Source organism: Ferrovum sp., from assembly GCF_027317285.1.
Lineage (GTDB): Bacteria > Pseudomonadota > Gammaproteobacteria > Burkholderiales > Ferrovaceae > Ferrovum.
On record NZ_DAHVHV010000038.1, the window covers coordinates 1 to 20,245 of the forward strand.

Annotated in this window: 29 protein-coding genes, 2 pseudogenes and 1 other annotated feature; of the genes and pseudogenes, 12 read left to right on the forward strand and 19 right to left on the reverse strand. The window is 56.7% G+C overall.

Annotated features, from left to right (window positions below; translation table 11 throughout):
- Positions 1 to 187 (forward strand): hypothetical protein (locus tag M6F29_RS08610; RefSeq protein ID WP_298158633.1); only part of this gene is annotated, 187 nt, incomplete at its 5' end.
- Positions 120 to 290 carry a hypothetical protein gene (locus tag M6F29_RS12565; protein WP_524537722.1) on the forward strand — a complete coding sequence of 57 codons (171 nt, stop codon included), beginning with the start codon at positions 120 to 122 and terminating at the stop codon, positions 288 to 290. The genes M6F29_RS08610 and M6F29_RS12565, both read left to right, overlap by 68 nt.
- A gap of 47 nt (positions 291 to 337) precedes the next feature.
- On the opposite strand, the gene M6F29_RS08615 is transcribed toward M6F29_RS12565, so the two are convergent.
- The 4 genes and pseudogenes from M6F29_RS08615 to M6F29_RS08630 form a co-directional block, all read right to left on the reverse strand.
- A complete protein-coding gene (locus M6F29_RS08615) occupies positions 338 to 1,024 on the reverse strand; it encodes a c-type cytochrome (RefSeq protein ID WP_298158636.1) in 687 nt (228 codons plus the stop codon).
- A 214-nt stretch (positions 1,025 to 1,238) separates the two neighbouring features.
- A complete protein-coding gene (locus M6F29_RS08620; RefSeq protein WP_298158639.1) occupies positions 1,239 to 1,421 on the reverse strand; it encodes a helix-turn-helix domain-containing protein in 183 nt (60 codons plus the stop codon).
- Positions 1,422 to 1,742: 321 nt separating this feature from the next.
- Positions 1,743 to 2,735 (reverse strand): annotated as a pseudogene (istA, locus tag M6F29_RS08625) (IS21 family transposase); the annotation flags it as partial.
- A gap of 861 nt (positions 2,736 to 3,596) precedes the next feature.
- Positions 3,597 to 3,728 (reverse strand): hypothetical protein, encoded by a 132-nt coding sequence (locus M6F29_RS08630; protein WP_298158647.1) that lies wholly within the window; start codon positions 3,726 to 3,728, stop codon positions 3,597 to 3,599.
- Positions 3,729 to 4,147: 419 nt separating this feature from the next.
- On the opposite strand from M6F29_RS08630, the gene M6F29_RS08635 reads away from it, so the two are divergent.
- From M6F29_RS08635 to M6F29_RS08645, 3 genes are all read left to right on the forward strand, one after another.
- Positions 4,148 to 4,537, forward strand: coding sequence for a type II toxin-antitoxin system RelE/ParE family toxin (locus M6F29_RS08635; protein WP_298158650.1), 390 nt, complete (start codon positions 4,148 to 4,150; stop codon positions 4,535 to 4,537).
- Positions 4,518 to 4,853 carry a type II toxin-antitoxin system RelB family anti-toxin gene (gene relB, locus M6F29_RS08640; RefSeq protein WP_298158653.1) on the forward strand — a complete coding sequence of 112 codons (336 nt, stop codon included), beginning with the start codon at positions 4,518 to 4,520 and terminating at the stop codon, positions 4,851 to 4,853. Before M6F29_RS08635 ends, relB (M6F29_RS08640) begins: the two co-directional genes overlap by 20 nt.
- A gap of 513 nt (positions 4,854 to 5,366) precedes the next feature.
- Positions 5,367 to 5,681 carry an antibiotic biosynthesis monooxygenase family protein gene (locus M6F29_RS08645; protein ID WP_298158656.1) on the forward strand — a complete coding sequence of 105 codons (315 nt, stop codon included), beginning with the start codon at positions 5,367 to 5,369 and terminating at the stop codon, positions 5,679 to 5,681.
- On the opposite strand, the gene M6F29_RS12325 is transcribed toward M6F29_RS08645, so the two are convergent.
- Positions 5,606 to 6,100, reverse strand: a complete 495-nt coding sequence (locus M6F29_RS12325) for a DUF6602 domain-containing protein (RefSeq protein ID WP_366525975.1) — start codon at positions 6,098 to 6,100, stop codon at positions 5,606 to 5,608. The two genes, M6F29_RS08645 and M6F29_RS12325, sit on opposite strands and share 76 nt — an antisense overlap.
- Positions 6,084 to 6,971 (reverse strand): LysR family transcriptional regulator, encoded by an 888-nt coding sequence (locus M6F29_RS08650; RefSeq protein WP_298158659.1) that lies wholly within the window; start codon positions 6,969 to 6,971, stop codon positions 6,084 to 6,086. The genes M6F29_RS12325 and M6F29_RS08650 overlap by 17 nt, the downstream gene beginning before the upstream one ends.
- Before the next feature lie 123 nt (positions 6,972 to 7,094).
- Between M6F29_RS08650 and M6F29_RS08655 the strand changes: the two genes are divergently transcribed.
- From M6F29_RS08655 to relB (M6F29_RS08675), 6 genes and pseudogenes are all read left to right on the forward strand, one after another.
- On the forward strand, positions 7,095 to 8,027 hold the full coding sequence (locus M6F29_RS08655; protein WP_298158662.1) for an MBL fold metallo-hydrolase: 933 nt from the start codon (positions 7,095 to 7,097) through the stop codon (positions 8,025 to 8,027).
- 11 nt (positions 8,028 to 8,038) lie between these two features.
- Entirely contained in the window at positions 8,039 to 8,971 is a 933-nt protein-coding gene (locus tag M6F29_RS08660) for an alpha/beta fold hydrolase (protein ID WP_298158664.1), read from the forward strand.
- Positions 8,972 to 9,210: 239 nt separating this feature from the next.
- Positions 9,211 to 9,700, forward strand: a pseudogene (locus tag M6F29_RS08665) (transposase); the annotation flags it as partial.
- Positions 9,489 to 9,604, forward strand: a sequence feature (AL1L pseudoknot). Its footprint overlaps the pseudogene before it by 116 nt.
- Before the next feature lie 116 nt (positions 9,701 to 9,816).
- Positions 9,817 to 10,044, forward strand: coding sequence for a type II toxin-antitoxin system Phd/YefM family antitoxin (locus M6F29_RS12330; RefSeq protein ID WP_366525976.1), 228 nt, complete (start codon positions 9,817 to 9,819; stop codon positions 10,042 to 10,044).
- Between the two features lie 113 nt (positions 10,045 to 10,157).
- The gene (locus tag M6F29_RS08670; protein WP_298158666.1) at positions 10,158 to 10,547 is read left to right on the forward strand and encodes a type II toxin-antitoxin system RelE/ParE family toxin; all 390 of its coding nucleotides are present in this window, start codon (positions 10,158 to 10,160) and stop codon (positions 10,545 to 10,547) included.
- The gene (gene relB, locus M6F29_RS08675; protein ID WP_297454235.1) at positions 10,528 to 10,863 is read left to right on the forward strand and encodes a type II toxin-antitoxin system RelB family anti-toxin; all 336 of its coding nucleotides are present in this window, start codon (positions 10,528 to 10,530) and stop codon (positions 10,861 to 10,863) included. Before M6F29_RS08670 ends, relB (M6F29_RS08675) begins: the two co-directional genes overlap by 20 nt.
- Positions 10,864 to 11,280: 417 nt before the next feature.
- Here the strand turns inward: relB (M6F29_RS08675) and M6F29_RS08680 are convergent, their stop codons facing one another.
- From M6F29_RS08680 to M6F29_RS08690, 3 genes are all read right to left on the reverse strand, one after another.
- On the reverse strand, positions 11,281 to 11,658 hold the full coding sequence (locus M6F29_RS08680) for a YkvA family protein (RefSeq protein ID WP_297454238.1): 378 nt from the start codon (positions 11,656 to 11,658) through the stop codon (positions 11,281 to 11,283).
- A gap of 18 nt (positions 11,659 to 11,676) precedes the next feature.
- Complete coding sequence (locus M6F29_RS08685; protein WP_366525978.1) at positions 11,677 to 12,912, reverse strand: MFS transporter; 1,236 nt, start codon at positions 12,910 to 12,912, stop codon at positions 11,677 to 11,679.
- Between the two features lie 68 nt (positions 12,913 to 12,980).
- Positions 12,981 to 13,271, reverse strand: a complete 291-nt coding sequence (locus tag M6F29_RS08690) for a metal/formaldehyde-sensitive transcriptional repressor (RefSeq protein WP_297454243.1) — start codon at positions 13,269 to 13,271, stop codon at positions 12,981 to 12,983.
- Between the two features lie 121 nt (positions 13,272 to 13,392).
- Here M6F29_RS08690 and M6F29_RS12570 point away from each other — a divergent pair, with 121 nt between their 5' ends.
- Positions 13,393 to 13,632, forward strand: coding sequence for a GIY-YIG domain-containing protein (locus tag M6F29_RS12570; protein ID WP_524537723.1), 240 nt, complete (start codon positions 13,393 to 13,395; stop codon positions 13,630 to 13,632).
- 47 nt (positions 13,633 to 13,679) lie between these two features.
- Here the strand turns inward: M6F29_RS12570 and M6F29_RS08695 are convergent, their stop codons facing one another.
- The 10 genes from M6F29_RS08695 to M6F29_RS08730 form a co-directional block, all read right to left on the reverse strand.
- Positions 13,680 to 14,711, reverse strand: a complete 1,032-nt coding sequence (locus tag M6F29_RS08695) for a c-type cytochrome (RefSeq protein ID WP_298158673.1) — start codon at positions 14,709 to 14,711, stop codon at positions 13,680 to 13,682.
- Positions 14,708 to 15,667: a transglutaminase-like domain-containing protein gene (locus M6F29_RS08700; RefSeq protein WP_298158675.1), complete on the reverse strand. Its 960-nt coding sequence runs from the start codon at positions 15,665 to 15,667 to the stop codon at positions 14,708 to 14,710. Before M6F29_RS08700 ends, M6F29_RS08695 begins: the two co-directional genes overlap by 4 nt.
- A gap of 202 nt (positions 15,668 to 15,869) precedes the next feature.
- Positions 15,870 to 16,103 (reverse strand): SHOCT domain-containing protein, encoded by a 234-nt coding sequence (locus M6F29_RS08705; protein ID WP_298158678.1) that lies wholly within the window; start codon positions 16,101 to 16,103, stop codon positions 15,870 to 15,872.
- 19 nt (positions 16,104 to 16,122) lie between these two features.
- A complete protein-coding gene (locus tag M6F29_RS08710) occupies positions 16,123 to 18,522 on the reverse strand; it encodes a heavy metal translocating P-type ATPase (protein ID WP_298158680.1) in 2,400 nt (799 codons plus the stop codon).
- Positions 18,519 to 18,770 (reverse strand): hypothetical protein, encoded by a 252-nt coding sequence (locus M6F29_RS12575; protein WP_298158683.1) that lies wholly within the window; start codon positions 18,768 to 18,770, stop codon positions 18,519 to 18,521. The genes M6F29_RS08710 and M6F29_RS12575 overlap by 4 nt, the downstream gene beginning before the upstream one ends.
- Before the next feature lie 15 nt (positions 18,771 to 18,785).
- Entirely contained in the window at positions 18,786 to 18,995 is a 210-nt protein-coding gene (locus M6F29_RS12580; RefSeq protein ID WP_298158685.1) for an HD-GYP domain-containing protein, read from the reverse strand.
- A gap of 218 nt (positions 18,996 to 19,213) precedes the next feature.
- Entirely contained in the window at positions 19,214 to 19,420 is a 207-nt protein-coding gene (locus M6F29_RS08725; protein WP_298158687.1) for a GDCCVxC domain-containing (seleno)protein, read from the reverse strand.
- A 2-nt stretch (positions 19,421 to 19,422) separates the two neighbouring features.
- The gene (locus tag M6F29_RS12340) at positions 19,423 to 19,602 is read right to left on the reverse strand and encodes a zf-HC2 domain-containing protein (RefSeq protein WP_366525977.1); all 180 of its coding nucleotides are present in this window, start codon (positions 19,600 to 19,602) and stop codon (positions 19,423 to 19,425) included.
- Entirely contained in the window at positions 19,589 to 19,786 is a 198-nt protein-coding gene (locus tag M6F29_RS12345) for a sigma factor-like helix-turn-helix DNA-binding protein (protein WP_366525979.1), read from the reverse strand. The genes M6F29_RS12340 and M6F29_RS12345 overlap by 14 nt, the downstream gene beginning before the upstream one ends.
- 6 nt (positions 19,787 to 19,792) lie before the next feature.
- Complete coding sequence (locus M6F29_RS08730; RefSeq protein WP_298158689.1) at positions 19,793 to 20,149, reverse strand: sigma factor; 357 nt, start codon at positions 20,147 to 20,149, stop codon at positions 19,793 to 19,795.
- Positions 20,150 to 20,245 lie beyond the last annotated feature (96 nt).

The window sequence follows — 20,245 nt, forward strand, 5'->3', positions numbered from 1 at the left end:
AATTAGGCGGTGGTTCTGGGGTTGGGGTGGGTCAAAATTAATGGCCAAAAGTGGGTCAAATCTGTTGGCCATTGACATCAGGAAACTATCGTGGTTCGATTTTTCGGCTGCATGTTGGAATGGCATTGCGAAGCCGCGATGGTTTGGATTTGCCTTATTGGGGGATGGGCTCGACAAAGCCATGTGAGCCACGGGCGAACCCAACAGCCATGCTGGCGGAGGCTGAGCAAGCGACAAGTCTCCGAGGTCATTGGAGGTATGACAATCCTGTGGGTGAGTGTGGACGATGAATCAGGGCCTGGGTACAGGAGTTCATGCGGCCTCCTCACGGCACAGATCACGGATGCCCGGAAAGGTACTCGGCCACGGCCTGCTTTTGGGCGTCGGTCAGAGTCGTCGCAATGGAGTTCATCATCATGCTCTGCCGCTTGCCCGTCGCGAAGTCGTCGAGTTGCTTGACAAGGTACGCGGCATGCTGCCCGTTCAGTCCAGGGATAGCCGCCATCATCCCGCCGCCCATCATGCCCATCATCGACATTCCGCCCATCATGGACATGCTGTGGGAGGCGTCGTGACACATCGCGCAGGCAGGGGTCGCTCCTCGGTTCGCCCCGTCATGGAAAATGCTCCTGCCGGCGGAGGCGAGGGTCTTATGTTTGATCTGGTCCGGGCGGAGAGCTTGGCGCGCAAAGAAACTTGCGGCATCAGCCATCTCAGTGTCGGTCAAGGTCGCAGCGATCCCGGACATGATCGGGGATACGCGCCCTCCGGCCTTGAACGCCCGAAGTTGTCCATATAAATAGGCGGCTTTTTGACCTGCGAGCTTCGGAAAAAGCGGGTTCGCACTGTTGCCGTCCGCACCGTGACAGGCTACGCACTTGCCAGAGGCGATGAAGCGTCCGCGCTCCGGATTTCCGCCCGGGTAGTCTTGGAAATGAGCCGGCCCTGCAATGAGGAAGGCGGCAGATAGCGTCACGGTCAGGATCATCAACCAAAACCAACGCCACACACGTGCCCGTTGCATTCCGATTTTCCTCAGGCAATGGGTACGGATCTCTGGCACGGTAGGCTCCCTGTCAGTAGTGCGAGGGCGTACACAACAGGGTAGCATCTCGGGCCAATGCTGCGGAAGTTCTTTCTGCCTCCCTGCGGGGCACTACGGGACCCGGAACCGTTCGTCCAGCATTGGCCCGCGGCTGGACCCCTGGCGCAAAGAGGAATGACGGGCTGGTTTCAAATCAATCGCGCGCCCCCACTCGGTACTGATCCACCAACTTTCCCACCGACACCCCGAGGGACCCGGCAAGCCTCATCAGATTCTCCAGCCCGACATTGACCTCACCCCGCCCCACATGCCCCACGTAGTTCCGATGCAGTCCTGCCAATTCAGCCAGAACCTCCTGACTCCAACTCCGGGCCACGCGCAGCAGACGGACGGGTTCTACCTCAATTTCCCGGGCACATCCAGTAAGTACCCCCCCGTCCGGGGGGCTTTAAGTTTGTGAGCCGCTCAAATCGGCTGGTCGGCGGCGCTAACGCGCCCCGGTTTCTTGTGCCACCTCGCGGTGGCACGCTTCCATCACCACAAGCGCAGTTGATCTAACCGCCGATCTTCGTGCTCCTGACACCAGATGTATTCCCGAATCACCTGTGCTTGATTGAGCGCTTGCGGACGCCGATTCATATTCGGGATTGCCACCATTACCTTAAATCCCAACCCGTATCAGTTGGGATTTTTTTGCCCGCAACTGGAGGTGGGGGACGGAGTAATCATTCAGGTCAAAGCGCACATAGGGTGTCTTGCCCACCTTGACCGGCATCTGCTCGTGGGTGGGGTAAGGATTCTCCGGCAGGGCCATGAGATAAGCCTTCTCCTGGGCAAAAGCTTCACGCACCGTCAGGGTCGTGTCTCCCGGACAGAGCCGGTCGGCGGCAGGTCCCACCACCCAGGCATCGGCTTGGGCGTTGAGGTCCGCCAGATCGGTGAAATGGCGACCGGCGAAGAAGGCTTCACGAATATAGCGAATGGCCCGCTCCACTCGTCCCTTCTCATTCCCCCGTGCAACCGCTACCGGCCGTGGTTCGAAGCGGTAATGACCGGCGAATTGCAGGAGCGTGGGATTAAACCGGATGGCTTGACCCTGTCGCTCCAGAACGGCGCTCTTGAGATTATCGTATAACAGGACACGGGGTAACCCGCTCCAGGCAGTGAAGGCTCCCACATGCCCCAGCAGAAAGTTCTCCATGCGTGCATCCATGAAGAAGCGCAAGAAGATCTGCCTGGACCAGGAGAGCACCATCACGAAGGCCATCAGGGGTCTGCGAGCGCGACCGATCTCAAGGTAGCCGAAATGACCCCAGTCAGTCTGGCCCTGTTCACCTGGCAGCGTGCGCAGACGCAAGTAGGCTTCGGCTTTGGGCCGTGGCCGGTAGCGGGCAATCAGATGGCGAAAGTAGTCTGGACGCCCTGGGTAACCTCGGGCCTGAACCATGGCATATAACCGGCTGGCGGTGAGTTTGGGGAATTGCTCCAGAGTTTTATGAATGAAAGGAAGGTAAGGATCGATGCGCGAACCCCGCTGTGGGGTGCCCGCTGGCGGCAGACCAGCCTGCGTCAGCACCCGAGCAACGGTGTCGTGGTGGATGCCCATTTGGGCAGCAATGGTGCCAATACGCCAGTGTTCGGCGTGGTAATAACGCAGAATCCGTGCTTCCAGTTCAGGGGAAATGGTCATGATGAGGGGGCCTCCAGTCAGGTCCAGTGGTCATTTGACCCCGACGCCTCCTCAAAAAGCCCTGGCGCACCAGAGCAGAGCAAGGACAACCACAGAAACAGCAGGTTCCTGTGACAGCAGGCAGCGATTTCGTGACAGGCATCAGGTTCGACACCAGTAGATCATCCGGGACGGGGGGAGGGGAACCCTGATGCGTCACATTCTGCTGGCGGAGACGATAGTTGCGGGTGCGCTTGGCATGTTTCAGGCGCCCAGCCCGACTTTGCTGGTAGCGCTTGCCAGCCCTCTGCAGAGAGATCCGGCGAGCGACCTGGGCACAGTCAGCATGACAGTAAATTTGACCACGGTCACAGTCGCTACAGACGATCACCTGCACACGGCAACTTGCGCATAAAAAGAAACGGCCTGTAGCCTCGTCTTGCATCGGCAATCCCCGTCAAGACTGAAGCCCTTCTCGACGGAACCTGCCGGGTCGTGCGATACTGCAACTTCACCCGTACCCCGTGCGTGGTGGGGGCGCGGCATCAGCAAAGACTTGGTCGTTTTGGGCTGGTGTCGCGCTTGTTTCTTCAGCGGTAAACCTCCTTTCTACCGCATCTCGATCCCAACGTCACCCCCCCACATCACGAATTCGACCATAACTCGAACCACACTCCACGCACAGTGCTTGTGGTCGTGACAGTCACAACATTATTCGGGTCTGAAAAACCAATTCCAGCATGTCTTCCACATGCCGGAAAAAGGGAAGGTCAAAACGAGTGGTTGGGTATGCCTACCCACAATTTCTGTTTCAAAAATCAGCCCGTCTTGGGCCAATATTCAATCGCTACCAACAACCCCGCCTATCCCCATGGTCCTTGTTCATCTGAACTCACCGCCGGATTTACGCGGATTCTGACAGCCATCTACACCGCTGGCCAGAAACTCGGACACGAACCCCTGCCACTCCTGCTTGCTGTAGCGCAATCTACCGCTACCCGAATTTGTTTCCATTCCCTTTCTCCCTTGTCAAAACCTGGGAGAAGTATGGGGAATTTCCTTCTGCGAAAATATAACGCCGCTCAGTTACCGCTTACCCTAATTCCAGAGTTCCAAATCCACGATCGGCGTGTGCTGGCTGGCTGTCTTCATATACATCCTCGATGGCCTGCCAGTTCTGATGCCGATGCGCTTCGATGTATGCCCGGCAAGCTTGGCCTTGTACCTCAACAGAGGGCATATCCGAGTTTTGCCTGTCGTCTACCGACACACGCGCATACACCGCGCAACGCAGCGAGCGCAGCGGGGAATGCTCGGTAGTCTGGGTGGAACCATGAATCATAGGGTGCACCATCCCAGATGTTGATCACCGCCACCAGACCACGCACAATCATGACCTTGACTGCATATGTTATTAAGACCATAATTCGTTCATGACTTGGACTGTTCTCTTTCATGATGCCTTTGACACGGAATTCAGCGCCCTGAAGGAGGATCTGCAGGACGAATTGCTGGCGCACGCGCGATTGCTGGCGGAATTTGGCCCAAATCTCGGCCGTCCGACAGTGGATACACTGAAGGGTTCGCGGCACACCAACATGAAGGAGTTGCGCCTTTCCTGGAACGGCCAAGTCTGGCGGGTGGCGTTTGCATTCGATCCGCAACGGCATGCCATCCTGCTGGTAGGCGGCGACAAGGGTGGCGCAGACCAGCGTCGGTTTTACAAACACTTGATCAGTGTAGCCGACGATCGCTACGACGAGCATCTGGGCACACTGACCCAGCAGAGCAAGGAGTCCAATCATGGCAAAAAAACTCGATGATGTGATGGTCGCACTGCCGCAAGAACGCCAGCAACGGGTGGAAGCGCGTGCGATGGAACTGGCCACGCTGAAAGACCTGCGCCAAGCATCACAACAAACGCAGGAACAGCTTGCTGCTGTACTAGGCGTTGGGCAGGACGCCATTTCGCGTCTCGAAAAGCGCAGCGATATGTTGCTGTCGACCCTGCGGCACTATGTGGAAAGCATGGGCGGCAAACTTGAACTCGTGGCCCAGTTCCCGAACCGGCCGCCGATGGTTATTGAGCACCTTGGGGTGGAAACAACTTCTGGTCGCAAAACTCGCGCAACGGCTTGAGCCCGCGCGCTTGATTGGGCGCTTGCGGACGCCGATTCATATTCGGAATTGCCACCATTACCTTAAATCCCAACCCGTATCGGTTGGGATTTTTTGCCCGCAACGCCACTGTTGGCGGGGTTCCGGCAGTTTTTCTCTTGAGCGTTACCCTGCAACTGACCCGGTTTCCGGTGCCACTTCCCCCGTTTTCCTCTCTCTGTTATCAGTTTACCTCCTGAGCGTTCAAGAGGTCGCCTCCAGGATTCATGCGGGTTTCCGGCCCATCGGTTATGATCATGAATCGGTCGAGCGCAAGCGACCGTAATAAAAAATGGCAGGCCCTGACGCAAAATCCGCCCGACTGCAGCGATCGTTGGGCTGTAAGACAGCAGAGTACCAAGAAACCTGTCAGTAAAAGATTTCCCTATAGGAGACATTCACGAAAATACGATGTCATTATTCCTGTCAGTGCCATAAAAAACATCTGGACCCATGGGTCTCTATATTAACTGTTGGGCAGCAAAAGGAGCGTTGATGGTTTCCCCCGCACAAACACCACAACCACCGTATTTCGCCGTCATCTTTACATCCGTCCGCACTGACGGTGACAACGGCTATGGTGAAACGGCAAAACAAATGTTGGAGCTTGCCTCCAAACAACCGGGCTTCCTTGGCTTCGAGAGTGCGAGGCAAGAAATCGGAATCTCCGTTTCATATTGGGCGAGCCAAGAGGCAATAACGGCTTGGAAGGAAAACGTCATTCATCGCCAAGCTCAACACCGAGCAAAGGACTGGTATCGGGCATTTCGTGTCCGGGTCTGTCGTGTCGAGCGCGAGTATGGTTTCTGACTTGCTGCCCAACCCATCATTCCACCGGACCTTGCGCAAAGGTAACAATTCATCCGTCTCTTGGACGAAGGGAATAATGTCGATTTGACGGAAACAACGCCGAGCGTACCTTCCACCGGTGAAAATGATTTACCGGTTCCATCCTTAGTTATGGAAATTGAAATGGGGTGCGTGTCTGTCGTAATTATGATGTCAAGCTGCTTCGACTCAGCACCATCGTCGTCAAATAGATAGCCACCCAAGAAGACGTCACACTTCGACGGCGCGTGCTGCTTTATAAATTCTGCGTATGCCAGCTCGCGAGACATTCCAATATCGGTTGTGTTCGCGAAGACTGATGCCGCGTCTGCTCGAACTGAACGATGAAGCCGCGACTGGAGCCTATCGGTGTAGACCAGTGATTTAGCGTAAACTGGCAAACTCCCCGAAAATAAAATCCATCACCAACTGCACCTTGGGAAGATGGCGATGACGTTTGTGGCAGACTAGATACAGGGTGCCGACCGCACTTGGCCCTAGGTCTATATCGAGTTCTTGCAATGCATTCAATTCTCCCAAGCCGGCATAACGGTGCATGGCTTGCGGCAAGATCATCGCACCCAAGCCTGCCTTGCAGGCGGCCATCTGCACAATGAAATCGTCTGAGGTGAAAGCCGGTTTGAAGTTGGGGATCAACGCGCGTAATTCCTGTTCGGTACGAAATCCGTCGTAGGAGGTCGACCAGCATATCCAGTCCAGATCGGCCATGCTCGGATGCGGCGAGAGTTTGGCGCCATAGGACTTGCTGACATACACGCGCATAGCGCTGGAAACTTCGTCCATGCACACCAGGTCGGCATCGCCGGGCTTTTGTGTGCGTAGCGATAAGTCCGCCTCGCCGCGTCCGAGGTTTAAAATTTCTACGCCGGACAACACTTCAATTTGTATCTGCGGATATTGTTTGCGTATCTTGGCGGCCAGCGGAACCACCACTTCATAGGCTATGCCGGGCGGTGCTGCAATGCGCACTTTGCCTTCCGGCAGATGAGTTTGCTTCTTGACGCTGATTTCAGCCTCGTTCGCCCATTCAGCCATGCTCTGCGCGGCAGGCAATAATTTCTGCCCAGCTGCGGTGAGGCTGGCTCCCTGGCTTTTCCGCTCGAACAGCGCCTCTCCCACCACCTCTTCCAACTCGGCGATGCGACGGCTCAATGTCGGCTGGCCCAGTTTCAGTGCGCGCGCCGCGCCGCTCAGGCTGCCGTGTTCATGTACTGCCAAAAACAGTTTCAGATCATCCCATCTCAAATTCATCGCTATGTCCGAAGTGAAAACGGCCTATGTAATAACGGATGACCTCATCCGAATTTAGCCAATTGCTGATTGATATTTGAATGTGTGAGTATATGTGCGTGCAGATAAAATTTGGATGGAAAGATGAAAAACCAATACTTGTTATTTACTTTCTGCTGTGTGCTGTTGTTGCAAGGCTGTTCCGCAACCAGCCACCCCATTGGTAAGCCCGCGCTTGGCAAGCCTTCCAGCAGCGCCGAAATGGAACGCTTGATAGACCAGCCCGGGCCTATCCAATTGAAAACTATCAGCAGCGCAGACTGGTCGGTGCCACTGGCGGGCTTGTTGAACCTGAACAGCCCGGCAGCCATTGAAACTGGGCTGAAAGATCGGGATGAGCCGATACAGATATATGCCCATGTTTTGAAACACCCCAGGTTCGGCAACTTTCTGGTGGATACCGGCGTGTCAAAAAAACTGTTGGGTGATCCCGGCAGATATGACATGAATTGGCTGATCCAGAGGGTGATGCACATCGAAAAGATACATACTAACAAAAGTACCGCCGAGATATTGCAAGGCATGGATGGAAAATTATCCGGAGTTTTTTTTACCCATCTGCACCTGGATCACATTTCCGGCTTGCCGGACATTCCCGATGAGGTGCCGATGTATATCGGCGCAACGGAATCATCGACACGAAGTTTCAAGAATATGTTCACACACGATGCCACTGACCAACTATTGGAAGGCAGGCCGCCGCTGCAGGAATGGCGATTCCAGCCCGATCCGCAAAACAAGTTTGAAGGCATCGTAGATGTGTTTGAAGACGGTTCGGTGTTCGCCATAAGTGTGCCCGGACATACGCCGGGCAGCGTAGCCTTCTTGGTTCGTACAACGCACGGCCCGGTACTGCTCACCGGTGACACCTGTCACACTCGCTGGGGCTGGGAGCATACAGTGGAACCGGGTGATTTCACCGATGACAACGTACGCAATCTGCTTAATCTGAAACGCCTGAAAAATCTGGTCGCTGCACATCCTCAGATCGAGGTGCGACTGGGGCATCAGAAATGAGAAAGTCGGCCATGATTTTCGATAAAACATTCGAGCTGAAAATCAACGGTGCCACTCAGCGGGTGCGCATGATCGCCGAGGGTAGCGGCCTGCCTCCGTTGCTGATCGTACAGGCAGGGCCAGGTTTCCCTTTGCTGCATGAAGCGGGAAAATTTCAGCGTCGTTTGAATCTGGAAAAAGATTTTCGGGTTTGTTATTGGGAGCAACGCGGCTGCGGTAATGTTTCCCGAAACGATGCGACGAACGTTACGCTGCAACAGCAGGTGGACGATTTGCGCGAGGTGCTGCACTGGCTGAAAAAAGAAACCGGGCAAGCGACCATCGTGTTCGGTATTTCGCTGGGGGCAACCTTTTCCTTGCAGGCAGCAGAACATGAGCGCGATGTAAAAGCAATCGTCGCCATTTCCCCGGATGCGCATACCGCCAGCAGCGATGCTTCCGCTGCCTTCTTCATGCAAACGCATAGCGTCAATGCAAATGACAAACGATTAAACGCAAAGTTGATGAAACTCGGCGAGCCGCCTTACACGGATGCGGCTGCGTTCCGACTGCGCGCCCGCATCCTGTCCGACCTGGGCGCTATCGAGCACGGCAGGAAATTCGGCGACCTGTTAAAGGAGACGCTGTTTAACCTGATACGCACTTATGGATTGCTGGGTACGGCAAGCGCCATGCGCAACATGAATCTGATCCAGAACCAACTGCTGCCGCAATTGGTTTCGTTGAACATGATTTCCAATCCGCCGCGATTGAATGTTCCAGTCCATTATGTATTCGGCGAGCAAGACCCTTTAATTTCAGCAGAAATCGTGCAACGATTGCCGGTAGCCATTGCCGCCCCGAAGGCTGCGGTAACGCTGGTTCCTGATGCTGGTCATATGGTGCATTTCGACCAGCCTGAGATTGTGCGTTCCATTATTATGCAGGCCTGCAATGAAACATAGCACCGATGGTTCATGGCTGCTTTATGGCGCAACGGGTTACACCGGAACGCTGATCGCGGAACAGGCAGTCAGACGAGGACACAAACCGATACTCGCCGGGCGCAATGCGGAAAAATTGCGAGTGCTCGGTAAGCGCCTAGGATTGACATGGTGGGCATTCCCACTCGGAGACCAAGTTGCATTGTTTAATGAATCACCCCGGGTTTTGAGGAGGCTCCAATATCTGAGAGAATGGAGCCATGAAAAAATCAAACCGGTTTTCCCCCGAAGTTCGCGAACGCGCTGTACGCATGGTACTGGAGCATCGTGGTGAATATCCCTCCTTACGGAAAACGATTGAATCGATCGCGCCGAAGATCGGCTGTGTGCCGCAGATCTTGAATGACCGGGTACGCAAGCACGAGGTCGATACAGGTGCGCGCGATGGTGTGACCAGCGCCGAGCAGGAGCGTGTCAAAGCATTGGAACGTGAAGTCAAGGAGTTACGCAAGGCCAATGAGATTCTGAGGTTGGCCAGCGCGTTTTTTGCCCAGGCGGAGCTCGACCGTCGGCTCAAGTCCTGAGAGGGTTTGTCGACCAACATCGCGTACCTACGGGGTCGAGCCGATCTGCAAGGTGTTGCAGATTGCCCCGTCGGGGTATTGGTGCCATGAGGCGCAGCAACGTAACCCTGGATTACGCTCTGCACACGCTTTGCGTGATGGTAAATTGATGCAGCAAATCCAGCGGGCCCCCGGTGGCAGGACAGATGTCGCGTCGTGTTCCAGTCCATGTCCCAGTCCATTTACTTATCCACACCAATCTGGAAAATTCAGACCTGTCTAGTCAGAATAAAGGAGTTGATCATGCATGTTTGGCAAATGCAAGAAGCAAAAGCGCGGTTGTCCGAGGTGGTCAAGTGCGCCGAGAGCGAGGGGCCTCAGGATATCACTCTGCACGGTCAGTCAGTCGCAGTTCTAGTATCGCGCTCCATGTTTGAGCGCCTCTCTGGAAGCGGGCACTCATTGGTCGAATTTATGCGTCAATCTCCTTTATATGGCCTGGAAGATATCGAGGCGGAGAATGCTCGGTAGTCTGGGTGGGGCCATGGATCATAGAGTGCATCATCCCAGATGTTGATCACCGCCACCAGACCACGCACAATCATGACCTTGACTGCATATGTTATTAAGACCATAATTCGTTCGTGACTTGGACTGTTCTCTTTCACGATGCCTTTGACACGGAATTCAGCGCCCTGAAGGAGGATCTGCAGGACGAATTGCTGGCGCACGCGCGATTGCTGGCGGAATTTGGCCCGAATCTCGGCCGTCCGACAGTGGATACACTGAAGGGTTCGCGGCACACCAACATGAAGGAGTTGCGCCTTTCCTGGAACGGCCAAGTCTGGCGGGTGGCGTTTGCATTCGATCCCCAACGGCATGCCATCCTTCTGGTAGGCGGCGATAAGGGTGGCGCAGACCAGCGTCGGTTTTACAAACGCTTGATCAATGTAGCCGACGATCGCTACGACAAGCACCTGGGCACACTGACCCAGCAGAGCAAGGAGTTCAATCATGGCAAAAAAACTCGATGATGTGATGGCCGCGCTGCCGCAAGAGCGCAAGCAACGGGTGGAAGCGCGTGCGATGGAACTGGCCACGCTGAAAGACCTGCGCCAAGCATCACGACAAACGCAGGAACAGCTTGCTGCTGTACTAGGCGTTGGACAGGACGCCATTTCGCGTCTCGAAAAGCGCAGCGACATGTTGCTGTCGACCCTGCGGCACTATGTGGAAAGCATGGGCGGCAAACTTGAACTCGTGGCCCAGTTCCCGAACCGGCCGCCGATGGTTATTGAGCACCTTGGGGTGGAAACAACTTCTGGTCGCAAAACTCGTGCAACGGCTTGAGCCCGCGCACTTGATTGGGCGCTTGCGGACGCCGATTCATATTCGGATTGCCACCATTACCTTAAATCCCAACCGATACGGGTTGGGATTTTTTTGCCCGCAACGCCACTGTTGGCGGGGTTCCGGCAGTTTTTCTCTTGAGCGTTACCCTGCCCCTGACCCAGTTTCCGGTGCCACTTTCCCCGTTTTCCTCTCTCTGTTATCAGTTTGCCTCTTGAGCGTTCAAGAGGTCGCCTCCAGGATTCATGCGGGTTTCCGGCTCATAGGTTATGGTCATAAATCGGTCGAGCGCAGGCGACCGAAATAAAAAATCGCTTGTCATGACGCAAAAACCGCCCGATGGCGGTTGATCGTCGGGTTGTAAGACGCACGAAATGTCAGAAGCGGGCTGCACCGCTAAGCCACGGTTAGACATATTCACAAGAACAGTCTGACCAAGAGGGTGGCGCAGACGATCCAGATGGCGATAAACACGCCCGCCGCCATGCGGCTTACCGGACGCTCGGTGGCTCTGGCGGCGGTTTCTCGGTGCTCGTTCATTACCTCTGGCGGGATAAGCCTCACGACCAGCATGATTCCGAGCGGAACAATGATGATGTCATCGACGTAGCCAAGCACGGGAATGAAGTCGGGGATCAAGTCGATGGGCGAGACTGCATAGGCCGCGACAACCAGCGCAAGCACCTTTGCGAACCATGGTGTGCGTGGATCACGAGCGGCAAGCCATACCGCGTGCACATCCCGCTTGATGATTCGCGCCCATTGTTTGGCGTTCGAGATTAGTCGTTTTGTCATAATGGTTGTCTCCGCACGCTACTCGTTCCCGACGCGGAGCAAGGCCAGCGTCCCAGCCGCCATCAGAAAAGCCGCCAAGCCAAAACCGAGAGCCGGCGAGACAGCGGTCCACACCACACCGACCATGGCGCTGGAGATGAACTTGGCCGTGCCGTTGACCGTGCCCAGCGCGCCGTAGCTCATCACCAAGGTGTCGGCCTGCACCATTTCCGCCGTCACCGTGGATTCCAGCGCTTCCTCGACGGTCACGTATAAGCCTGCGACGAAGAAGATGGCGGCGAGCAGCGGCACGCTGTCCACCGAAAACCAGAAGGCAAGCGCCGTCAGGACGGCCGTGAGGGCACCAAGCACATACCCGCCGACCAACATGCGTAGATGGCCGACACGATCCGCCATGGCGCCGACCGGGTAGGACAGCACGACCTGCACCACGTTGCGCCAGACATAGAGCAGGCCGGCCACCTGGGTAGCCTTCACCACGCCGAGCGAGTGTGTGAGCAGGGTGGTCGCAGCCAGGATCAGAAGCGAGTGCGAGAAATCGCCGATGCCGAATAGGCCGACCGCGCCCAGATAGCGCTTGAAGCGCACCGGCAGAGTGCGCAACAAACTGAAGAACTTGAGCGCCGGATTCGGCGAGTGTTGTGGGTCCCGGACCAGCGTCAGGAAGGCCAGTACGGCCAGCGCGCCGGGAATGACCGACAGCCACAGCACAAGCCGGAACGGGCCGGCCGCGCCGTCCCAATGCAGACCTTGCGCCCATCCCAACAGTGCGACACCCAATAGCGGGCCGAGGACCGCGCCGATGGTGTCGGCGGCGCGGTGGAATCCAAAGGCTCGGCCCTTGGTTTCCGGCGTCACCGCCTGGATCACGATGGCATCGCGTAGCGGCCCACGCAGCCCCTTACCGAACCAGGACACCATGCGGCCGAGCAGGATCAGCGGCCACCCGGCCGCCAGTGCAATCAGCGCCTGTCCGAGCGGCGTCAGGCCATAGCCCACGAGGACCAACAACTTGCGGTGGCCCAGTTTGTCCGCGACGTAGCCTGATGCCATCTTGGTGAAACTGGCCACCGCATCGGCAATACCTTCGATGGTGCCGAGTACGCTGGCCGGCAGTCCCAGCACGGCAAGGAAGCCAGGCAGGATGACGGTCGTCGTTTCATAGCAGAAGTCACCCAGGGCGCTGGTGATCCCAGCGCCGACGACGGTGCGGTTGAGCCAGCCCTTCGACCGGGTGGCGATTGCAGCCACCAATTCGGCTTCGTTCTTATTCTCACTTTCTTCCACTCTTTGATCCTCTGTGTGCCCGGCTACTTCATGTCCTACTTGAGGTAGGAATTGATGACCTGGAGCACTACCTCCAAGTCCTTTTGTCGCTGCTCCAGCGCTGGTTCTTTGACGACGTGATCAGTCAAGTGTCCCTCAATCACAGCGGCCATCAGGCCGTTGACGGCGCCCCGAATCGCTGCGATCTGTTGCAGGACGGCAATGCAATCGCCTTCCTCGGCAAGTTGCTTTTCCAGGGCGGCCGCCTGACCTTGAATGCGTCTTACGCGGGTCAGCAGCTTGGCTTTGTCTCGAATGGTGTGGGCCCATTTGTATTCATGCTCCAACGATAAAAACCATACTGGAGGGTAGCATTATTAAACTGGGGGGTAGTATACTGGCCGCCGTCCGCAACCCAAATTAGGCGGTGGTTCTGGGGTTGGGGTGGGTCAAAATTAATGGCCAAAAGTGGGTCAAATCTGTTGGCCATTGACATCAGGAAACTATCGTGGTTCGATTTTTCGGCTGCATGTTGGAATGGCATTGCGAAGCCGCGATGGTTTGGATTTGCCTTATTGGGGGATGGGCTCGACAAAGCCATGTGAGCCACGGGCGAACCCAACAGCCATGCTGGCGGAGGCTGAGCAAGCGACAAGTCTCCGAGGTCATTGGAGGTATGACAATCCTGTGGGTGAGTGTGGACGATGAATCAGGGCCTGGGTACAGGAGTTCATGCGGCCTCCTCACGGCACAGATCACGGATGCCCGGAAAGGTACTCGGCTACGGCCTGCTTTTGGGCGTCGGTCAGAGTCGTCGCGATGGAGTTCATCATCATGCTCTGCCGCTTGCCCGTCGCGAAGTCGTCGAGTTGCTTGACGAGGTACGCGGCATGCTGCCCGTTCAGCCCAGGGATAGCCGCCATCATCCCGCCGCCCATCATCCCACCGCCCCTCATGCCCATCATCGACATTCCGCCCATCATGGACATGCTGTGGGAGGCGTCGTGACACATCGCGCAGGCAGGGGTCGCTCCTCGGTTCGCCCCGTCATGGAAAATGCTCCTGCCAGCGGAGGCGAGGGTCTTATGTTTGATCTGGTCCGGGCGGAGAGCTTGGCGCGCAAAGAAACTTGCGGCATCGGCCATCTCAGTGTCGGTCAAGGTCGCAGCGATCCCGGACATGATCGGGGATACGCGCCCTCCGGCCTTGAACGCACGCAGTTGTCCGTATAAATAGGCGGCTTTTTGACCTGCGAGCTTCGGAAAAAGCGGGTTCGCGCTGTTGCCGTCCGCACCGTGACAGGCGGCGCACTTGCCAGAGGCGATGAAACTTCCGCGCTTCGGATTTCCGCCCGGGTAGTCTTGGGAATGAGCCGGCCCTGCAATGAGGAAGGCGGCAGATAGCGTCACGGGCAGGATCATCAACCAACGCCACGTACATGCCCGTTGCATTCCGGTTTTCCTCAGGCAATGGGTACGGATCGGACGGACGATCTCTGGCACGGCAGACTCCCTGTCAGTAGTGCGGGGGTGTACAACAGGGTAGCATCTCATCAGATTCTCCAACCCGACATTGACCTCACCCCGCTCCACATGCCCCACGTAGTTCCGATGCAGTCCTGCCAATTCCGCCAGAACCTCCCGACTCCAGCCCCTGGCCACACGCAGCAGTTTGGCGATTTGTCGGGCATATCCCAGCAGCGGCCAGATGGCAGTTTCCACTGCGCGCGGCGGTAACGGCTCCGGAAGGGCGGCGGGGTCGCGGGTTTCTGGAGTCGGTGTGTTCATTTTTCGGCCAACACCATGGAAGAAATCGTGTAACCCGGATTTCCGGCCCTGAGTTCTATCGGCTTGCCCGCGCACTCGGCGTAGGGATACATGAAATAATTGAGCGGGCCGCCCGCCTGGGCCGGGGTCAGCATGAAATCGCGCGCATGATTGAAGGCGACCCAGTTATCCTCGGCGTTGCCGAGGAAATAGTCCCGTACCCGGCCGATCACCTCGCGTGGCTGCTTCTCGTCCGTGACCTTGACCACGTCGGCGGGGTCCACCGGCACCCAGCCCGCGCCGGGGAGATACACCTCGGCTTTGCAATGCTGAGCGTTGGTGATGTCGCCGCTGCGGCCCAGCGTCGGCCCCAGGCGCGACTCGGCGGCACGAATCCCGAATACCTCGCGCGCCGGCAGGCCCGCGGCGCGCCCGAGCGCGACGAAGAGCGAATTGATGTCCACGCACTTGCCGCAGAGGTTGCCGCTCTCGAGCATGGTCTTGACGTCGCCCAGACCACACCAGGTGACCTGGAAATCGCGGTGGGTGTTCTCGATGATCCAGTCGTAAATCGCCCGGCTCTCGTCGAGGGGATTTTTGCTTCCCATTGTGATTTCGTTGGCCCGCTGCTTGACGATTCCGTCGGTGGGGATGTGCGCGGTCGGTTCGAGAAAATGTCTGACATCGGCCAGCAATTCGCTCCCCCGCACGGCTTGCGCCAACAACGCCCGCCGCTCTCGTACCTCCACTTGGATAGTTACGCTGAGCGCTTTGTCGTTCTTGTTCTCTTCCCACCGGGCGTGAAAAGCAGGCGCGCCGTAAACCGGGTCGCTGAAGAACCCGGCTTCGTTACCGTTGCCTTCATGATGCCATTTCAGCACGTTCTGGTAGCCGGTGTTCGCCGGCACCGGGATCCAAAGCGACAAGGGACCACCGGGATCTTGAAGCACAATTCGATAGGTGATTTCGACTTTCATGTCATTCCTCCACCAATTTTGAAGGCCGACTGTTCTCGGTCACCGTTCACTTCTGCACCTTCCCGAAAACCGCGCGGGATTCCTCATGTGCCACACGCCCTGCGGCCCCCCTGATCAGTGCCGTATTTCCACATAAAAACACTGCTACTTGGGCTGCGCCGCGCATTTCAGCCAACCTTGAACCCCTGACAACACTGACGCATTAGCTTTTCAGATCACGCTTCATTTGGTCGAACTCCTCGCGCCTGATCTCGCCGCGCGCATAGCGCTCCTTGAGAATATCGAGCGCGGATTTTTCCTGCTTTCGCTTCCCGCAGGAACCGGAACCCATAGAACATTTCACCAGCATCACAACGCCGACGATCAACAATCCCCAGAACAGCAACATGCCGACGCCCATGCCGCCCCATCCGTACCCACTCATATGCCCCCACATTTCCGCCTCCTTCCCAAAGTTACAGTTTCACGCGGCGCAAGCGCAACGCATTGGTAATCACCGACACCGAACTGAAACTCATCGCCGCCGCCGCGATGATGGGCGAGAGCAGCAACCCGAAAAACGGGTACAGCACGCCTGCCGCGATGGGAATGCCGAGCACATTGTAGATGAAGGCGAAGAATAGATTCTGCCGGATATTTCTCATGGTGGCACGGGACAGACGCACGGCGCGCACGATGCCGTTCAGGTCGCCCTTGACCAGCGTGACGCCCGCGCTTTCCATCGCCACATCGGTGCCGTTACCCATGGCGATACCAACTTGCGCCTGAGCCAGCGCCGGCGCATCGTTAGCACCATCGCCCGCCATCGCCACGATGAATCCCTGCGCTTGCAGTTGCTTAACGATGGACGCTTTTTGCTCGGGCAGCACTTCCGCCTCTACCCGGTCTATGCCCAACTTGCGCGCCACCGCCTCCGCCGTGGTGCGGTTATCGCCAGTAAGCATGATGACCTGTATGTTTTCCTCATGCAGGGTGCGGATCGCCTCCAGTGTGGAAGTCTTGACGGGGTCGGCCACGCCGATCGTTCCCGCCGCCTTGCCGTCAATCGCCAGCAGCATCACCGTCTGTCCGTCGCCGCGCAATGTGTCGGCGCGTACAGGCAAGTCATCTGCGTCAATTCTCAGTTCTTCGAATAATTTTAAATTGCCCAGCACGACCATGCGGCCTTCGACGGTTCCTGTCACGCCTTTACCTGTGATCGAACGAAATTCGCTGACCGCCGCAAGCGTGAAGCCTTTTTCCTTCGCACCGTTCACGATCGCTGCCGCCAGTGGATGTTCGCTGGCGCGCTCCAGGCTGGCCCCCAACCGCAGCACTTCATTTTCATCGTGCCCTGCAACGGCAAACACCGACACCAGTTTGGGTTTGCCTTCGGTCAGCGTGCCGGTCTTGTCCACCACCAGCGTGTTCACCTTCTCCATGGTTTCCAGCGCTTCGGCATTTTTTATCAGCACCCCGGTCTGCGCACCGCGACCGGTGCCGACCATGATAGACATCGGCGTGGCCAAGCCTAATGCGCACGGACAGGCGATAATCAGCACTGCCACCGCGTTAACGATGGCGTGCGAAAGGCGCGGCTCCGGCCCGAAGAGCCCCCATACCGCCAGTGTGACGAGTGCGGACAGCACCACTGCCGGAACGAAATATCCGGCGGTGACATCGGCCAGTCGCTGGATTGGCGCGCGCGAACGCTGTGCCTCGCTCACCATATGCACGATCTGCGCCAGCAGGGTGTCGGAACCGACGCGCTCGGCGCGCATCAGCAGACTGCCGGTACCGTTCACCGTGGCACCGATTAGGCGTGCGCCCATTATTTTTTCGACCGGAATGGATTCGCCGCTTACCATGGATTCATCTAGCGCACTCGCGCCTTCCAGCACCACACCATCCACCGGCACCTTCTCACCGGGACGCACACGTAGCACATCGCCCGGCTGTACTTGCCCCAGCGGTATGTCTTCCTCATTGCCGTCGGTACGCACGATGCGAGCGGTTTTCGGCGCAAGCCCCAACAGCAGTTTAATCGCCGCGCTGGTCTGGCTGCGCGCGCGCAACTCCATCACCTGTCCAAGCAGCACCAATGCCATGATGACTGCCGCAGCCTCGAAATACACCGGCACCAGACCACCCATCGTGTGCATCGTGGGCGGAAATATTCCCGGCAGCAGCATCGCCACCACGCTATACGTCCAAGCCACGCCGACGCCGAGCGAGATCAGGGTAAACATGTTGAGGTTGCGATTAACCAGTGACATCCAGCCGCGCTGAAAAATCGGCCAGCCGCTCCACAGCACCACCGGGGTCGCCAGCGCGAATTCCAGCCATTGTAGCGAGAGCATCGAGATGGATACCGGCATTGCTTGCGGCAACAGGTCGGAACTCATTGCCATCACGAACACCGGCAAGGCCAGCGCCGTGCTGATCCGGAAACGCCGCGTCATATCATTCAGTTCGGTATCGTCTTCTGCTGAAACATTGCGCGGTTCCAGCGCCATGCCGCATATCGGGCAACTGCCCGGCTCGCTGCGCACCACTTCGGGATGCATTGGACAGGTGTATTCGAGCGCACCTGGATCTGATGGAAATTCCGGTTCAAGTGCCATGCCGCACTTCGGACAACTTCCCGGCCCGGGCTGGTGTATTTCCGGATGCATGGGGCAGGTGTAATTTTTGGCGGAGGGGGAGGCAGTGGCGGATTCGGTTACGTCCGTTTTGATGTATGCAGATGGATTCGCCTGAAATTTTTCCAGGCAATGGCGAGAGCAAAAGCGATAATCCTTACCTGCTTGTTCCAGATGATGCGGCTTGTCAGCGGCCACCGTCATGCCGCAAACCGGGTCAATATCGGATGTCATATCCAACTCCTTCCGTTGGTGTTTAGCGTGATGGCGGGATCGTGCGACTGCATGCATTTGGCTTTCACCATTTCACGTAACGCTGCCTCTTCTGCCACAAAAGCCTGCACCGCCAGCGGATCGAATTGTATCCCGCCCATTTTTACAATTTCTTCATACGCATGTTCGAATGAATCTGCTGTACGATAAGGGCGATCGGAAGTAATCGCATCCAGCGTATCAATTACGACAACCAGCCGCGCCCCCAAGCAAATTTGTTCTCCTCAGAGTCCGCGTGGATAGCCGCTGCCATCGAAACGCTCTTCATGACTGAACACAATTTCGGCGGCTTCCGCCATACCGGGAATTTTCGCAACAATGCGACGACCCTTTTCCGTGTGCATCCGCATTCCCCGCCATTCAACCTCGTCAAGGGTGCCTTGTTTCAACAGAATCGCATCGGACATGCCAATCTTTCCGACATCATGCAGCAACGACCCCTAATAAATATGGCATTAGGCACCGAAATCTTGCCAAGATCGTGCAGAAATCCGCCCAGTGCTATACGCGCCACCTGATTTGGCGGAAATCTCCCATGTTCGGCCAAAACCCGACAGGCTGCTAGCCTCCTCCATGGAAGCCACGATAAGCAGGCCGTTCAACAGATGCTTCAGTTCCTCCATTTCGCAATTCCAAGAACATTACAGTGATATCAACAACACCCATGCATCTGAATGGGTGGGCATTTGACCGTGCCATAGGAACAAAAAACGCAACAATCCCCAGGTTTGGGGCGAATCAGCGTCTTGCAGCGACTGCATTCGCAAAAGTAAAGACAAGCGTCCGTCGGCATGATCTCGGTCTTGGCAAATCCGCAATGTGGGCAGGTCAACACGGATTCGAGATTGATCTTGTCCATGCTTAAGCCTCCCGTAGTGGAAATTTCCTGGAAACCTGCCTCAGAAAATCCATCTGGCGACCGAAATTGCGGCAACCCACGCACATCATCAAGTGAAGGCGCAGGCTCAGTTTTTGGGGTATGGAGAGATCCCTGTCCAATCGCTGAGACATCAACTCGGTAGCCTGCTTACAATTCAACATTTCCGCCTCCTGATTTGAACCAGCGCTCGTCCAGGCATAACCTCAGTCCCATGCGGGCGCGATGCAGTACCACCCAACAGTTCGTCGTGCTGATCCCCAATTCCTTACAGATCTCTTCCGTTTCCAAGCCGAGCATCTCTCTCATCATGAAAATCCTCGAAGCGTTTTCCGGCAGGCGGGTCAGACAGAGTTAGAATATCTTCCAGAATTGCTCGCTGGAAGCGCTCTTTTCGGGGTCTCCCCAGCCGGATGGCCGGGCATCTTCCTGCCAGTATCCGTTCTCGTCGAACAGTTCGTCATATGCCTCCTCCGGAATTTCTCCGATCGAAGGCGAGCGAATCCTGTCGCGGATGATGTCGACGATCTTGTTCTTCAGAATGCCAAAAACCCAAGTCTTGAGCCTGGACCGGTTTTCGAACGATTTCTTGTTGGAAAGCGCAGCGGCCAGCGCTTCCTGAACCGCGTCCTCCGCAGCGGAGTCGTCACGCAACTGGATCTTGGCGAACTTGAGCATGTCGCCCCGCAGTGAAGCAATGTCGTTTTCCATTCTTTGAGCATATCACTTCAAACTGAACTTTAGACATTCGCGGACTTTTCCCAATTTCGAAGGCATCCATCCACGCGATAAATTTTCGATAAATGC